General features: G+C 68.4%; 12 protein-coding genes. 7 read left to right on the forward strand and 5 right to left on the reverse strand.

What is annotated here, in order from left to right:
• Positions 1 to 102: 102 nt before the first annotated feature.
• Positions 103 to 1,002 (reverse strand): ribose-phosphate diphosphokinase, encoded by a 900-nt coding sequence (gene prs / locus EJ903_RS11515; protein WP_126615277.1) that lies wholly within the window; start codon positions 1,000 to 1,002, stop codon positions 103 to 105.
• Between the two features lie 299 nt (positions 1,003 to 1,301).
• Here prs and exbB point away from each other — a divergent pair, with 299 nt between their 5' ends.
• The 6 genes from exbB (at position 1,302) to EJ903_RS11545 (ending at position 8,084) form a co-directional block, all read left to right on the forward strand.
• Entirely contained in the window at positions 1,302 to 2,237 is a 936-nt protein-coding gene (gene exbB / locus EJ903_RS11520) for a tonB-system energizer ExbB (protein WP_246015474.1), read from the forward strand.
• Between the two features lie 5 nt (positions 2,238 to 2,242).
• Positions 2,243 to 2,671 carry a TonB system transport protein ExbD gene (gene exbD / locus EJ903_RS11525; protein WP_126615279.1) on the forward strand — a complete coding sequence of 143 codons (429 nt, stop codon included), beginning with the start codon at positions 2,243 to 2,245 and terminating at the stop codon, positions 2,669 to 2,671.
• On the forward strand, positions 2,668 to 3,549 hold the full coding sequence (locus EJ903_RS11530; RefSeq protein WP_126615281.1) for an energy transducer TonB: 882 nt from the start codon (positions 2,668 to 2,670) through the stop codon (positions 3,547 to 3,549). The genes exbD and EJ903_RS11530 overlap by 4 nt, the downstream gene beginning before the upstream one ends.
• A 216-nt stretch (positions 3,550 to 3,765) precedes the next feature.
• Entirely contained in the window at positions 3,766 to 5,916 is a 2,151-nt protein-coding gene (locus tag EJ903_RS11535; protein ID WP_126615283.1) for a TonB-dependent receptor, read from the forward strand.
• A 126-nt stretch (positions 5,917 to 6,042) separates the two neighbouring features.
• The gene (locus EJ903_RS11540) at positions 6,043 to 6,723 is read left to right on the forward strand and encodes a Fe2+-dependent dioxygenase (RefSeq protein WP_126615285.1); all 681 of its coding nucleotides are present in this window, start codon (positions 6,043 to 6,045) and stop codon (positions 6,721 to 6,723) included.
• 53 nt (positions 6,724 to 6,776) lie between these two features.
• Complete coding sequence (locus tag EJ903_RS11545; protein WP_126615287.1) at positions 6,777 to 8,084, forward strand: PepSY-associated TM helix domain-containing protein; 1,308 nt, start codon at positions 6,777 to 6,779, stop codon at positions 8,082 to 8,084.
• 24 nt (positions 8,085 to 8,108) lie between these two features.
• On the opposite strand, the gene EJ903_RS11550 is transcribed toward EJ903_RS11545, so the two are convergent.
• The 3 genes from EJ903_RS11550 to dacB all read right to left on the reverse strand — a co-directional run bounded on the left by EJ903_RS11550 (position 8,109) and on the right by dacB (position 11,405).
• Positions 8,109 to 9,104 carry an endonuclease/exonuclease/phosphatase family protein gene (locus EJ903_RS11550; protein WP_126615289.1) on the reverse strand — a complete coding sequence of 332 codons (996 nt, stop codon included), beginning with the start codon at positions 9,102 to 9,104 and terminating at the stop codon, positions 8,109 to 8,111.
• A 29-nt stretch (positions 9,105 to 9,133) separates the two neighbouring features.
• Positions 9,134 to 9,787 carry a chemotaxis protein gene (locus EJ903_RS11555; protein WP_126615291.1) on the reverse strand — a complete coding sequence of 218 codons (654 nt, stop codon included), beginning with the start codon at positions 9,785 to 9,787 and terminating at the stop codon, positions 9,134 to 9,136.
• Positions 9,788 to 9,935: 148 nt separating this feature from the next.
• Positions 9,936 to 11,405, reverse strand: a complete 1,470-nt coding sequence (dacB, locus tag EJ903_RS11560) for a D-alanyl-D-alanine carboxypeptidase/D-alanyl-D-alanine endopeptidase (protein WP_126615293.1) — start codon at positions 11,403 to 11,405, stop codon at positions 9,936 to 9,938.
• Positions 11,406 to 11,548: 143 nt separating this feature from the next.
• Here dacB and EJ903_RS11565 point away from each other — a divergent pair, with 143 nt between their 5' ends.
• Entirely contained in the window at positions 11,549 to 13,381 is a 1,833-nt protein-coding gene (locus EJ903_RS11565; RefSeq protein WP_126615295.1) for an FHA domain-containing protein, read from the forward strand.
• Here the strand turns inward: EJ903_RS11565 and EJ903_RS11570 are convergent.
• Positions 13,365 to 14,123: a 4'-phosphopantetheinyl transferase family protein gene (locus EJ903_RS11570; RefSeq protein WP_246015476.1), complete on the reverse strand. Its 759-nt coding sequence runs from the start codon at positions 14,121 to 14,123 to the stop codon at positions 13,365 to 13,367. The genes EJ903_RS11565 and EJ903_RS11570 overlap by 17 nt on opposite strands.
• Positions 14,124 to 14,150 lie beyond the last annotated feature (27 nt).

The following is a 14,150-nucleotide window of genomic DNA, read 5'->3' on the forward strand; positions in this document are numbered from 1 at the left end:
GGACTCTATTAGGATTTTCTAACGCGATGGATTGCGTCCCGACGATTTCATATTCTTTCGGCTTGATCGGAGGAAAAGATCGAAAACCCGCGTGATTTTGGATCAAAGCGTTAAAATCGTGCGAATGGCCCCCGCCAGCAGCGGGGCCAACGGCAGCGCGTTGCTGGAGTGCGGCACTCCGTCGCATGACAGCGGCGCGCCGAATCCCTCGGCGACAAAGCGGTCGGCGATCCGGTCGGTGAACAGGGCGTGGACTCCGAACACGCGCAGCGACGCGGCCCCCAGCGCGCGGGCGGCGCGCCCGCAGGAGAAGATGGTTTCGCCGGAGCTGATGACGTCGTCCACGATCACCGCCGGGCGTCCGGCCAGGGGAGAGTCGGCGGGCAGAGCCACGGTGACATCGCGGTCGCCGCGCCGTTCCTTGCGCCCGACCAGCCCGGTCAACCCCAGCGGCCCGGCGATGGCCGTCACCAGCGGGGCCGATTCCTCGTCCGGGCCGATGATGACCGTGTCGGCGGATACGCCATCGCCCCGCAACCGCTCCACGATCGGCCCGGCCCCGCTCAACGCCACCGACGGGCGTCCGACAAACACCGACTCCAGCGTTGGCGTGCGGTGCAGATGCGGCTCGACGCAGACAAAGCCGTCGAAGCAGCGGCCCAGCCAATCGCCGATCACCGTCTGGCTGACCGGCTCGCCGGGCTTGAACACCATGTCCTGGCGCATGTAGGCCATGTAGGGCGCGACCAGATACAGGCGTTGCGCCCCCTGCCGTCGCAGGACCGACGCTGCCAGCGTCAGTTCGACCAGCTTGTCGTTCGGTTGGTCAAGCGACCGGTGAACGATGGCGATGTCCATCGGCTCCGGCAAGCGGACCAGGCTTTCGCCATCCGGGAAGCGGTGAAGCTCGGCGATGTGGCAGGGCACGCCCAGCGCGTGGGCCAACTCCCCCGCCTGCCGCGCTGTTTCCGGGAACCCATACACGCCGATTCTGGGGGCCATCGCCCGTCTCCCCGACCGATCCACACGAAAAAGGGTGTCGAGCTTCGCGCAGGACCTCGGGCTGCGTCAATCGCCGGGTCGCGCGTGCACCGCCGCAAAAGACGTGACATTGAAAATGAGTCGCATTAATATTGCGAACCATTCGCGGTGCGGCAACGCGCCGCGATGCCAAAACGCGGGTTGCGTGACGGGAACATCAGTGCGACTAAGACTCGTTTGCATATGATTCCCGGCCATCGCGCCGGTGGTCTGAGGGAAGCGCGCCACCGCGCGCGGTTTGGGGGATTGGGGGAAAGGTCATGTTGACACCGCGTCATCGTCTTTGCACCGGAACGCGTCTGCGCGCCGTCTTGTCGGCCTGCGTGGGGACCGCCACCACTCTGGCCGCCGGGATGTGCGCCGCGCAGGACGGCGCTGCCGCGCCCACGGTGGTTCCGGCCGTTCCCGCCGTGCCGCCGCTGATGCCCGCACCGGTGATGTCAGGCGCGTCGGCCCCGGCCAACGCGCTGGCCACTCTGCCGCACGATCTGTCGGCCTGGGGCATGTTCCTGGGGGCCAGCCCGGTGGTGCAGGGGGTGATGATCGGCTTGGCGCTGGCGTCGGTTGCCACCTGGACCATCGCGATTGCCAAGGTGATCGAACTGTCGGCGGCCAAGCGCAAGGCGCGCGCCGCGCTGGCGATGCTGGAGGACGCGCGGTCGCTGACGCAGGCGGCGGAGCGGGTCGGTTTCAGCCAGGGCACGGCGGCGACGCTGCTGCGGGCGGTGCTGACCGAAACCCACCTGTCGGCGGACGCGCCGTCGCGCGACGGGCTGATGGACCGGGCGGCGTCGCGCCTGGAGCGGATCGAGGCGGCGGCCGGGCGGCGCATGGCGCGCGGGACCGGCATCCTCGCCACCATCGGCTCCACCGGCCCGTTCATCGGGCTGTTCGGCACCGTCTGGGGCATCATGACCAGCTTCATCGGCATTTCGCGGGCGCAAACCACCAATCTGGCGGTCGTGGCCCCCGGCATCGCCGAAGCGCTGCTGGCCACCGCCATCGGTCTGGTGGCGGCGATCCCCGCCGTGGTCGTCTACAACGCGTGCAGCCGGGCGATTTCCGGCCACAAGGCCCAGTTGACCGATGTGTCGGCGGCGGCCCTGCGGCTGTTGAGCCGCGATCTCGACCGCCGGGCGCTGCCGCGCGGCGCGACGGCCACCGGATCGGCGGGCAATTCGGCGGCGGCGGAGTAACGGCGATGGGCGCGCGTCTGGGATCCGGTGGTGAGGATGATCTGGCGGAAACGCACGAGATCAACGTCACCCCGTTCATCGATGTCGTTCTGGTCCTTCTCATCATCTTCATGGTCGCGGCCCCGCTGGCGACGGTGGACGTGCCGGTCGATCTGCCCGCCTCCACCGCCACGCCCACCCCACGCCCGGACAAGCCGCTGTTCCTGTCGATCCAGGCGGACAAGAGCCTGTCGCTGGGCGAGAACCGGATCGCGATGGAGGGGCTGACCGCCGCGCTGGACGCCGCCTCCGGTGGGGACAAGACCGCGCGGGTGTTCCTGCGCGCCGACAAATCCGTCGATTACGGGGCCTTGACCGAGGTGATGAACGGCCTGCGCGCGGCGGGCTATCTGAAAGTCGGTCTGGTCGGTCTGGAAACGGCCCCCGCGCCATGACCATGGTCTTTCCCGAAGACCGCGACGCGGGCGTGGCCCGGTGGAGCGGCAGCCTGATCGTGGCGCTGGGTGCGCACGCCGCTGCTGCGGTGGCGATGGTGACGTGGCACACGCCCTTGCCGCCGTTGCAGGCCGAACCGCCCGCCATGATGCTGGAACTGCCGCCGCTGCCCGAGCCGGCTCCCGCCCCGGCCCCTGAGCCGGTGATGGAGCCGCCGCCGCCGGTCCCGGTTCCCGAACCGCCGCCCCCGGAGCCGCCCCCGCCCGAGCCGGTCCCTGAACCTGTGCCCGAACCTGTGGTGGAGCCGCCGCCCCCGCCGCCGGAACCGGTGGTGAAGCCGCCCGAACCGGAACCGCCCCCGCCGCCGGTGGAGCCGGAGGTCGTGCTGCCCAAGCCGCCGCCGGAGCCGCCGCCACCACCCAAGCCGGAACCCCGGCCCGAGCCGAAACCGACTCCGCCCAAACCCGACAAGCCGAAGCTGGAGAAGCCCAAGCCGCGCCCGGTCACGCCAGCCCCGGTGGCCCCGGCCCCCGCGCCGGTCGCGGCCCCGACGCCGCCCGCCTCGGCCCCGGTTCCGGTGGTCAGCAACGCGGTTCCGTCCTGGCAAGGCCGGGTGCTGCATCATCTGGAGCGGCACAAGCGCTACCCGCGCGCGGCCCAGGCCCGGCGGCAGGAAGGGGTGGCGCAGGTGCGCTTCACCATCGACCGCGAGGGGCGGGTCCTGTCCGTCCGTCTCGACCGCAGCGCCGGTCATGAGATGCTGGACGAGGAGACGTTGGAGATGGTGCGCCGCGCCTCCCCCCTGCCCACGCCGCCGGAGGAGATGAAGCAGGACCGCATCGAACTGGTGGTCCCGGTTCAGTTTTTCCTGAAGTGACCAGCCCAGACGCGGCGCGGGGGAGCAGGAACAACCCCGCGCCACAGCCGACGCCCGCACCGGAGCCTGTGCGGGCGTCGGCATTATTAGCGAATAAGAATCATTAGCATTTTTGGCTTGCTTTGCTCCCTAAGTGATTTTAAGAACCAGTCGCATCATGAGTTCCTGTTTTTGGGGGGTATTGCCGTGTCGTCGTCCACCGCTGTTCTGGTGTCCATGAGAGTGTCCCGGCCCGCAGCACCCGCGCTGGGGGCGGCGCTGGGGCTGGCCCTGAGCTGCACCGCCGTGTCGGCGGCATCGGCGCAAACCGCGCCCGCCGCCACGCCGACCGCCGCCGCCACTGGGGAGCAGCAGCTTCCGGCCATCGCCGTGGAGGGGGCCAAGCCGCAGGGCGATTACAAGACCGACCGCGCGTCGTCGCCCAAGCTGACCGAACCGCTGCTCGACACGCCGCAATCGATTCTGGTGATTCCGCGCGAAGTGATGGAGGACCGGGGGGCCACCTCGCTGCGCGACGTGCTGCGGACGGTGCCGGGCATCACCCTGTCGGCGGGCGAGGGCGGTGGCCCGCAGGGCGACAATCTGAAGATTCGCGGCTTTGCCGCCAACACCGACCTGTTCATCGACGGTCTGCGCGACCAGGGTCAATACACCCGCGACAACTTCAACCTGGAACAGGTCGAGGTCATCAAGGGCGCGTCGGCCACCGCCTCGGGCCGTGGATCGACCGGCGGTTCGGTCAATCTCGTGACCAAGGCTCCGACCAAGGAATCGATCACCGCCGGGTCGTTGACCTTTGGGACCGACCGGACCAAGCGCATCACCGCCGACGTCAACCGTTCGCTGATCGACGCCGGTCTGGACGCGGCGGTGCGGTTGAACGTGATGGGGCACACGTCGGGCGTGGCCGGGCGCGATGTGGTCGAAAACAACCGTTGGGGCTTCGCCCCGTCGGTGACGTTCGGCCTGAGCGGCCCGACCAAGCTGACCCTGAGCTACATGCATCTGGTCGAGGACAACATCCCCGACTATGGCCTGCCGGTGGTCAACGGCACCTCTCTGCCCAACGTGAAGCGCGAAAACTACTACGGCTACAAGGATCTGAACGCCGAGAACGTCCGCGCCGACATCGCCACGGCCAAGCTGGAGCATGAGTTCAACGACGTGGTCAGCGTGCGCAACACCCTGCGCGCCGCCCAGACCAAGCGCTATTCCAACGTGTCGGTGCCGCGCAACGCCGATCCGGTCGCCAACACGATGACCCGCACGCCGACCGCGCGCGACACCACGCTGAAGAGCCTGGACAACCAGACCGACGTCACCTTCAAATTCACCACCGGCTCGCTGAAACACTCGCTGGTGACGGGGCTGGAGCTGGCGGCGGAAAGCTACGACAACCAGCCCTACAGCTTCACGGCGGCGACCACCAGCCTGACCAACCCGAATCCGTTCGCCGTCTATCGCGGCACCCGCACGCTGGGGGCCAAGAGCGAGACCACCAGCAGCACCGCCGCGCTCTATGTGATGGACACGGTGAAGATCGGCGAGCAGTGGGAGATCGCGGGCGGCCTGCGCTATGACCGCTTCCACACCGACACCAAGATCGCCGCGACCAGCACCACCGCCGCGCTGAATCCCAAGCGTACCGACAATCTGCTGAGCTGGCGCGCGGCCATCGTCTACAAGCCGGTGGTCAACGCCAGCCTCTACGCCAGCGCGTCCACCGCCTACAACCCGTCGGCGGAAGGTTTGGCCCTGACGGCGGCCAATGGGACGACCCCGCCGGAAAAGAACATGACCTACGAGGTCGGGGCCAAGTGGGACGTGCTGGGCGATGCGCTGTCGCTGACCGGGGCCGTGTTCCGCACCGAAAAGACCGACGCCCGCGAAACCCTGCCCGGCGGCACGGTCCAGGTGCTGAACGGCGTGCGCCGCGTCGATGGCTTTGAACTGGGCGTGACCGGTCATCTGACCAGCAAGTGGCAGGTCTTCGGCGGCTACACCTATCAGACCAGCGAGATCGTCAAGACCTTCACCGCCGCCAACAAGGGGCACGCGCTGGCCAACACGCCCAAACACACCTTCAGCCTGTGGAGCACCTATGAGCTGCCGTGGGATCTGAAGGTCGGGGCCGGGGTCCAGTATGTCGCCGACCGCTATTGGACCGACGCCAATCTGGGCAAGATCCCGAACTACGCGGTGTTCGACACCATGGTCGCCTACAACCTGCGTCCGGGTGTGGAGTTGCAGGCCAACATCTACAACCTGACCGACAAGTTCTACATCGAGCGGGTCCATGCGGGTGGCGGTCACGCGGTGGCCGGTGCCGGGCGCACCGTGCTGTTCACCACCAACGTGAAGTTCTGACGCCTTTCAACCGTCTGTTCGGCGGCCCGCCTGGGCCGTGCCTCCACGCCGGGGCCGCTCTGCGGCAATGGGGTTGCCCCGGCGCTTTTTCGTTTCCTTCCAAGCCGTCAAGCCAGGACACAGCGCATGCTGCTGCACATTCCCAACGTTCTCACCGCCGATCAGGTGGCCGAGGCGCGTCGCATCCTCGACGCGGCGGACTGGGTCGATGGGGCCGTCACCGCCGGTCATCAATCGGCCAAGGCCAAGGACAACATGCAGATCCCCGAACAGCATCCGGCGGCCCGCCGGTTAGGGGACATGATCCTGGAGGCGCTGGAACGCAACCCGCTGTTCATGGCCGCCGCCCTGCCGCTGAAGGTGTTTCCGCCGCTGTTCAACCGCTACAGCGGTGGCCAGAGCTTTGGCGTGCATGTGGACAACGCCATCCGCCAGATTCCCGGCACGCCGCACCGCGTGCGCACCGACCTGTCGGCCACCCTGTTTTTCACCAACCCCGACGAGTATGACGGCGGCGAACTGACCATCGAGGACACTTATGGCGTCCATATGGTCAAGCTGCCCGCCGGGGACATGGTGCTCTACCCGTCCACCAGCCTGCATCAGGTCCGCCCGGTGACGCGGGGCGCGCGCGTCTGCTCCTTCTTCTGGATGCAGAGCATGGTCCGCGACGATGGGCAGCGCACGATGCTGTTCGATCTGGACAGCGCCATTCAAAAGATCGGGGCCGATCTGCCTGACCACGCCGGGGTCGTCCAACTCACCGGCCTGTACCACAATTTGCTCCGCCACTGGGCCGACACCTGATCGGCACCGCCGGTCGTCGTCCCCGCAGCCATTCGACAAGAGGACCGCGCCTCATGGCCACCACCGCCGCCCTGCCGCAGCGCCAACGCCTGTGGTTCCGCACGCTTCAGACCGTTCACCTGTGGGTTGGCTTGATCCTGTGCCTGCCGCTGGTGGTGCTGGGCATCACCGGCTCGATCCTGGTGTTTGAGCATGAGTTGCAGGATCTGGCCAGCGAACCGGCCTCGCCCAACCTGACCATCGGCACGCCGCAACCGCTGTCGGCGATCCTGGCGGCGGCGAAGGCGGCGGCCCCGGCCGGAACCCAGCCCGGCTTCATCATTCTGCCGGAGGAGGCGGGCAAGCCCGTGTCCGTCCGCCTGACCGCCGCCCGACCGCCGGGGGGCGGCGAACGGGGCGCGGGGCAAGCGGGGCCGGGACAACCCGGAAATGGCCCGGCAAACGGGCCGGGAGCGCAGTCGCCGGGCCAAGGGCCGGGGGCAGCGCCGCAACCCCCGCAGCCGCAGGGGCCGATGGGAGCCTTGCAGATCGATCCGGTGTCGCTGACCGTGCTGGGAACCCAGACGCAGGGCGATGGCTTTTGGCGCACCGTTCACATGCTGCACGCCAACGCCCTGATCCGCGACCGCAGCGGGCGCGAGATCATCGGCTGGCTGGGCGTGGCCATGCTGGTGTTGGGGGTGAGCGGGTTGGTCATCTGGTGGCCGCGTCCGGGCCGCTGGAAGGCCGCCTTCACGGTCAAATCCGGCGCGCGCGGCGTGCGTCTGCACCGCGACCTGCATGGGGCGGTCGGCATCTGGTCGCTGGTGGTGTTCATCATCGTCACCTTTTCGGGCGTCTACCTTGCCTTCCCGCAGACCTTGGGCGACGGCGTGTCGGCCATCTTCCCCGCCCGCGACCTGCGCGCGCCGGTGACGGTGGAGCCGGTGAAGGGGGCCAAGCCGTTGGACATCGACGCCGTGGCCGATCTGGCCCGCGCGGCGCTGCCCGGGGCGACCTTGCGCTCCGTTTCGCCCCCGGCGCGGCCCAACATGGCCTACCGCCTGTCCTTCGCGCCCGCCGGGCATGTCCATGGCGCGCCGATGGCGACCGTGTTCGTCGATCCCTGGGCCGGTCGGGTGGTCGAATTGCGCGATCCCGCCACCTACAGCCTGGGCGAAACCCTGCTGGCGTGGCAGCGCCCCTTGCACGCTGGTGAAGGGCTGGGGCCGCTGTGGCAATGGCTGGTCTTCCTGTCGGGCGTGCTGCCGCCGCTGTTCGCCGTGACCGGAACCGCCATGTGGTGGCTGAAGCGCAAGGCGCGCAAGACCAAGGACGCCGAACGCGCCGCCGTCCTGGCCCGAGCCGCAGCGGCGGAATAAGCGGCTGCTTCAGGAGTTGGCGCTTCAGGGGGTTGGCAGGGCGAAGCTGGCGACCATCGGCGCGTGATAGCTTTCGGGCGACCGCGCGTCGGTCGGGTGGAACACCTCGTCGCTGAGCGCCTCGTTGTGGATGGCGGCGTCGCGGAACCACCCGGCCAGTTGGGGGGAGACCAGCAGATGGTCCAGCATCACCCCCCGCCCGGCGTGCAGCACCGAAAAACGGCGGTCGGCGGGAATGACTCGCTCCAACGGCGTCAGCACCCGTCCGGCCAAGGCCGGGTTGCCGGTCCCCTCCAGATCGGCGCAGAGAATGCGCAGGGGTGTGTGTTCGACGTCCGCGTTGCAATCCCCCGCCACCATCACCAGCGCGTCGGGGTCGGCGTCGAACAGGCGGTCCACCGCCAGCCGGGTTTCCAGCGCCTGCCCCGCGCGCTTCAGCGCCGCCAGATAATAGCCCTCGGCCCAGCCCTCCGCCGTTTTCCAGACGAAGGCCCCCGCCTTCTGCCCTGGAATGGGGGCGGCCAGCGGTGCCCGCAGATGCAGGTTGAAGACGTGCAGGGTCCGCCCGCCGGGCAGGGCGATGGCGCTGTGCAGGACCGGCCGATCCCACTCCACCGCGTGATCCGGGGGCGGGTCGTCGCCCGATGCGGGGCGGGCGGTGGCGAGCCTCACGCGCGGCGGCTGGACCAGATGGTGGCGCAACAGCCGCGTCGCCGTGATCGGCCAGCGGCTGACCAACACCGGGTTGTGACGGTCGGCGGGCGTGGGGCCATCCCCGGCGGTGACGTGGAACCCGGCGTAGCGGGTTCCCTCCAGCAGCCGGGACAGGGCGCGCAGCACGCGCGGTTCACGCTTGACCGGGTGTTGGGCGTCCACCTCCTGCAAACAGAGGATGTCGGCGTCGAGCCGTTCCAACTGCGGCCGCAGGGTGGTGATGCGCGCGGCAAAGGGCGGGTCGCCGACGTCGTCGTCCAGGCTTTCCAGATTGAAGGTGGCGATGCGGAACCGCGCCTCCTCCATCGCGCCCTCCCATGTTGGAACCGTTCGCGTCAGAACAGCTCGACGTCGCCGTCGATGCTGGTGGTGCGCAGCCGTTCGAAGAAGGACGATTCGCTGCGGGCGATGTCGTGCACCGCCTCCTCGCCGATCAGCCGCCGTTGCGACCGCCCGCTGGTGGGGAAAAAGCGCAAGGCGCGCGGGCTGGTTCCGCCGACGTCCCAACTGACCGTCGGGATGCCTTCGGTCGCCAGATACTCCATGACGAATTCGACGTTGCGTTGACCGATGTTGGAATGGCGCAGGGTGGCGGCGTTGACGTTCGCCCCGCCGAACACCTTGGCCCGCAGCCGGTCGCGCCGTCCGGTGACGCGCAGCAGACGGTTGATGAGCTGTTCCATCGCCGCGCTGCCATAGCGTGAGGACAACGACACCGTGTCCAGCCCGGCGTCGGGCAGCAGGAAATGGTTCATGCCGCCGATGCCCGCCTCGGGGTCATAGACGCAGGCGGCCACACAGGATCCCAGTGTGGTGGTGATGATGACGTCGGGGCTGTCGCTGACCACGCAGCCGCCGACGACGATGTTGACCACCTCCGCGTTCAGGCGGCGGTCGCGGTAGCGGTTCGCGGCGATGTCCTGCCGTTCCAATCGCCGCTGTTGCGGGCTGCGGGGGATGCGCGCCGTGCGCAGCGGATCGGACGGCATTGTGTCGCGAGGGTTCCGGTTGTGGTCTGTTGCAACGAAAAGATAGGGTGCGTTTCGCTGAATGGTAGTGCACCCCACTCTATGCTGCGAAGTTTTAATTTTTTTTGCCAATTCCGGGTTTTCCCGGATGCGCGGGGCGCGTCGCCGCTCAATATCGTGCCATCCAGTCGGTCAACAGGCCGCTTTGCAGAGCGCGGGCGCGACCGGCCCAGGCGCGGGCCTCGGCGGGCGGTTCCGTCACCCGGCGATCGAGCGCGGCGTCGAGCGCGCGGCGGCGGTCGGCGTCGGTGATGAACAGGGCGAAACCCAGCCGCTGCCCGCTGGCGCTGTCGAGGGTTCCGGCCAGCCCCTTGACGTAGGACAGGGTCCCGGTTTTGGCGTGAACGCCGGGGGGCAGAGCCTTGCCGTCCTCCTCACCCGGCAGCAGCGCCCACAGGGCGGGGCCGCCCAACCGCAACAGCGCGGCCATCTGACGGGGAGTGGACAACGAACCGGTGCCAAGTCCGGAATGGTTGACCAGCCGCAAGCCCTGCCAGTTGGTTTGCCCTTTGGTCGCGCCGTTGGCCTCGACCTGCCGGGTCAGCAGGGTTTGCAGCAGGAGCGCCGATTGGTTGAGGCGATTCACCGACGGGTCGATCCGCCGGGCAGCGGCCAGCCCGATCATCTCCGCCGACAGGTTGTTGGAGTAACGCAGCAGCGACCGCGCCAATTCGCTCAAGGGCGGGCTGTCCACGCTGGCGAGAACCCGTCCGGTCTTGCCGCCATCCTTGCCGGATGCCGCCTGACCGGGCTGGGGTGCGGGCAACGCCACGCCCGCCTCGCCCGCCAGACGGCGGAACAACGATGCGGCGGCCAGCCCGGGCCGGGCGACCGGCAGCCACAGCCGACCGTTCCCGTCGGGCTTGGCGGGCAGCAACCAGCGGTCCGGTCCGCTGGGCAGGGGCGGGATCGCCCCATTCGGGGCCAGCACCGCCGTCACGCTGTCCAACGCCGTGCGCCCGTTGTCGGCCACCGACCAGACCGACGCGGTGGCCGGGCCGTTGGCGGGCCGGGTCCAGGCCAGTTGCGCCCGGTTGAAGTTGACCGACAAAGCACCGATGCCGGTGTTGTAGGGGGCGGCCCAGGGCTGGCCGGGGTCGATTTCCGACAGCTCCGGCAGCAAGCTGGTGTCATAGTAGAGTCGGCCCGTCACCCGCGTGACTCCGGCCTTGCGCAGCCCCTCGACCAGATCGCCCAGCCCGTCGCTGGACAGGGAGGGGTCGCCGCCCCCTTCCAACACCAGATCACCGCGCAGGGTGCCGCTCTCCACCGGGCCGGTGGCGCGCAGGCGGGTGGTGAAGCGGTGATCGGCCCCCAGCACGCCCAGCGCGGCGGCGACCGTCGGCACCTTGGCGACGGAGGCCGGAACAAAAGGATGGTCGGCCTGCCGCTCCTCCAGCACCGCGCCGCTGTCGAGTCTGAACAGGATGTAGCCGACGGCGGTCTCGCTGAAACCTTCGCGTGTGGCCCGGTCATCCGGTGCCGCCACCGCGACGCCACCCAGACCGCACAGCGCCACCGCCCCAACGGCCAACCACCGGGCCAGCGGGCGCAGAGGGGTGAAAGACAATCCAAACATCGGGGTTTTCCATAGGTTCTATGCGAGTCATACGCGAAGGCGTTTTGTTCTGTCGATTGCCATGTCATAAAGTTGTTGGGAAGGGAAGACGCCGGAAATCCCAGGCGTGAACGTAGCCGGATGCGGACCGGCCGGGGGGCGGGATGGCGATGTCGGAACGGCGCAGCATGCGCTTTGAGGTGGTGGTCGAGCAGGGCGGAAAGCCGAACATCGACGGCGTGTTCGACGACGAAAAGGCCGCGACGGAGCGCGCGGTCTATTTGTTGCGCTTGGCCAAATTTCCCGTGGTTCGCGTTGTCAAGGTCAGTGGATCGGGCAAGGAAGAGACGATCTTCCAAAAGTCCTCCTCGGGCGGTGGCAAACTGACGACGATCTCGACCATCGACGACTGCAACCTCTGCACGGATGTTCTTCAGGTTTTTTCGTTTGAAAGCCGGATGACCCTGCTGCGTCTTCTGCGCGGTTATTGGGACGATCAGGGCGTTATCCCCACCGAACAACTGCACCGCTATTATCCGTTGCGTTATTTCGAGCGCGAGGCCCTGCTGTTCAACCCGTCGGTCACACGGTTGGCGGCGCTTCAGGCCCCGATGCTGGGGATCAAGCCCGGCGAACGGTACGACCAGATCATCCGTATGTTCACGGCCTTGAAGGATCTGGCGCAGAACTCCGATGTGCTGGCCCCTTACGATCAGGCCCTGGCGCGGGGTGGCATCAGTGGCCTGCTTGCTGCCTCCATCGACCGGCCGGCGGAGGAGCGTGATCGGATCATCACCCACGCGTTCGGGTCGATGCTGGAACAGCACCGCGAATGGGGGGCGAAGGTCCAGGCGGTGTTGCGCCTGCACGAGGAGGGCGACGCCGAGAACACCCGGCTGGTTGACGAGTTCCTGGCCGAGATCATCGATGGCCGGGAGCCGATCCGCGCCTTGATCGGCTACGCGCCCGATCTGGCGTCGGCCCTGTTGGCGTTGCAAGCCACGTTGCGCGGCGACCTGGACGACCGTCTGCCCAACACCGAGGCGCTGCTGGCCCTGTCGAACGCGGTGGGTGGCGGTGGATTCAAGAATGTGCAGACGGCGCTGCTCAACCGCCTGCGCGGCGGGCTGGAGGGACTGAATCCGCTGACCCGCACCGGTTCGGCCAGCGACACCAAGGCGTTCCAGGCGATTGTCGACGGCATGATCGTGTTCGACGGTTTCATGGGCGGCCCGGCGATGGCGGAGGCGCTGACCAAGCGCGGCAAGATCGCCTGGGCGGTGGGGGGCAGCGATCTGTCCTTTGAGGACACCGTGTTGCGGTTGAGCAGCCGGTTCGGCGCGTCGGCGGGGCGGTTGGGCTTCCTGCTGGATTTGGCCACCAGCGATTTCGGGCGGCGCAAGGTCAGCTTCCTGATCCAGCGGGTGGCCGAAGAGTTCAATCAGATCAAGTCCGCCGCCGAATTGGCCGCCCCCGGCGTGCCGATCCAGGATGTGCGTGAAGGGTTGGGGCGGCGGTTGCGCGCCGCCGGGATCCCCCGCGCGCTGGCCGACGGGCTGATCGCCAAGATCGCCACCATTCCGGACGAACAGCGGTCCCTGTTGCTGCCCTCCCCCCCGCGCCAGTTGGAGACGGTGGACATCCGCAGCCTGCCCCGGGTGTCGCTGAAAATTTCCGTGACCTATCAGGGCAAGACGGTGATTCTGCCCGATCAGGGAACGGAGGTGGTGATCGGGCGTGCGGCGGAATGCGGCATCGTGCTGGACCACGCGTCCGCCTCCCGCCGTCACGTTGCGATCCGGCTGGAGGCGAGCGGCGGGGTGGTGGAGGATCTGAGCCGCAACGGCACCCGCCTGCTGGTGGCCGGTGGAAACACCCGCCAATTGACTCAGGGCGAGGTGGTATCCCTGTCGGGCCGGGGGGAGCTGATCATCGGTTCCCTGGATCTGGGCGAAAGCCCGGCCCGCATCGGGTGGGAGGTTACGACCGGTCGGTGAGCGGCGTCCGGCTGAACAGCCCGTCATCGACCAGTCGGCAGTCCACCCGCCAGCCGGTCCCCCGCGCGGCCACCGCCGCGATGGTGTCGGGCAGGACCCGGCGGTCGAACAGGGACCAGTCGTCCGGTGGTCCGGCGTCGGCCCGCAGCGACTCGTCCACCGCCAGAACCGCCACCGGATCGCCCGGCGTCACCGTGACCGCGAACTGATCGAGCGGCATTGACAGGCCGACCCCAGCGGCCTTGATGAACGCCTCCTTGCGGGTCCAGCCCAACAGGAAGCCTTCGTTGCGCTGGTCGGGTGGCAGGGCGTTCAGCGCCGCGCATTCGAGAGGATGGAAGAAGCGGTCGGAGATGCCGTCGGCGCTTTCGATCGGGCGCAGCCGTTCGATGTCCACCCCGATCCGCCCATCGGCGGCCAGCGCGATGGCCACCGAATCCTCGCTGTCAGCCAGATTGAAGGACGGCCCGCCCCCGGCCAGCGCCGGTTTGCCGTGCGCGCCATACTCGAATCGCAACCCGGCGGGATCCCGCCCGGTGCAGCGCCCCAACACCACCCGCAGCAGCCCCCGGCGCAGGATGAACCGGTTGGTCAGCCGTTCCATCGTGAAGCGTTCGGCCCGATCCAGCTCGTCATGACTCAGCAGCGCGCGCAGATCGGCCAGCCGCGCGCCCAAACCCCGAAGATCGGCGAACCACACCCGGATGACGCCCGCCGGTAAGCCATACCCATCGTCATGCATACGAAGCGATCCTCCCTTGGAAATTAC

Source organism: Azospirillum griseum (assembly GCF_003966125.1).
Lineage (GTDB): Bacteria > Pseudomonadota > Alphaproteobacteria > Azospirillales > Azospirillaceae > Azospirillum > Azospirillum griseum.

Excerpts from the sequence above, each read along its gene's own strand:
- EJ903_RS11545 (WP_126615287.1), top strand. The coding sequence starts at position 6,777 with ATGGCCACCACCGCCGCCCTGCCGCAGCGCCAACGCCTGTGGTTCCGC.
- EJ903_RS11570 (WP_246015476.1), bottom strand. The coding sequence starts at position 14,123 with ATGCATGACGATGGGTATGGCTTACCGGCGGGCGTCATCCGGGTGTGG.
- prs (WP_126615277.1), bottom strand. The coding sequence starts at position 1,002 with ATGGCCCCCAGAATCGGCGTGTATGGGTTCCCGGAAACAGCGCGGCAG.
- dacB (WP_126615293.1), bottom strand. The coding sequence starts at position 11,405 with ATGTTTGGATTGTCTTTCACCCCTCTGCGCCCGCTGGCCCGGTGGTTG.
- EJ903_RS11555 (WP_126615291.1), bottom strand. The coding sequence starts at position 9,787 with ATGCCGTCCGATCCGCTGCGCACGGCGCGCATCCCCCGCAGCCCGCAA.
- exbD (WP_126615279.1), top strand. The coding sequence starts at position 2,243 with ATGGGCGCGCGTCTGGGATCCGGTGGTGAGGATGATCTGGCGGAAACG.
- EJ903_RS11530 (WP_126615281.1), top strand. The coding sequence starts at position 2,668 with ATGACCATGGTCTTTCCCGAAGACCGCGACGCGGGCGTGGCCCGGTGG.
- EJ903_RS11550 (WP_126615289.1), bottom strand. The coding sequence starts at position 9,104 with ATGGAGGAGGCGCGGTTCCGCATCGCCACCTTCAATCTGGAAAGCCTG.
- EJ903_RS11565 (WP_126615295.1), top strand. The coding sequence starts at position 11,549 with ATGGCGATGTCGGAACGGCGCAGCATGCGCTTTGAGGTGGTGGTCGAG.
- EJ903_RS11540 (WP_126615285.1), top strand. The coding sequence starts at position 6,043 with ATGCTGCTGCACATTCCCAACGTTCTCACCGCCGATCAGGTGGCCGAG.
- exbB (WP_246015474.1), top strand. The coding sequence starts at position 1,302 with ATGTTGACACCGCGTCATCGTCTTTGCACCGGAACGCGTCTGCGCGCC.
- EJ903_RS11535 (WP_126615283.1), top strand. The coding sequence starts at position 3,766 with ATGAGAGTGTCCCGGCCCGCAGCACCCGCGCTGGGGGCGGCGCTGGGG.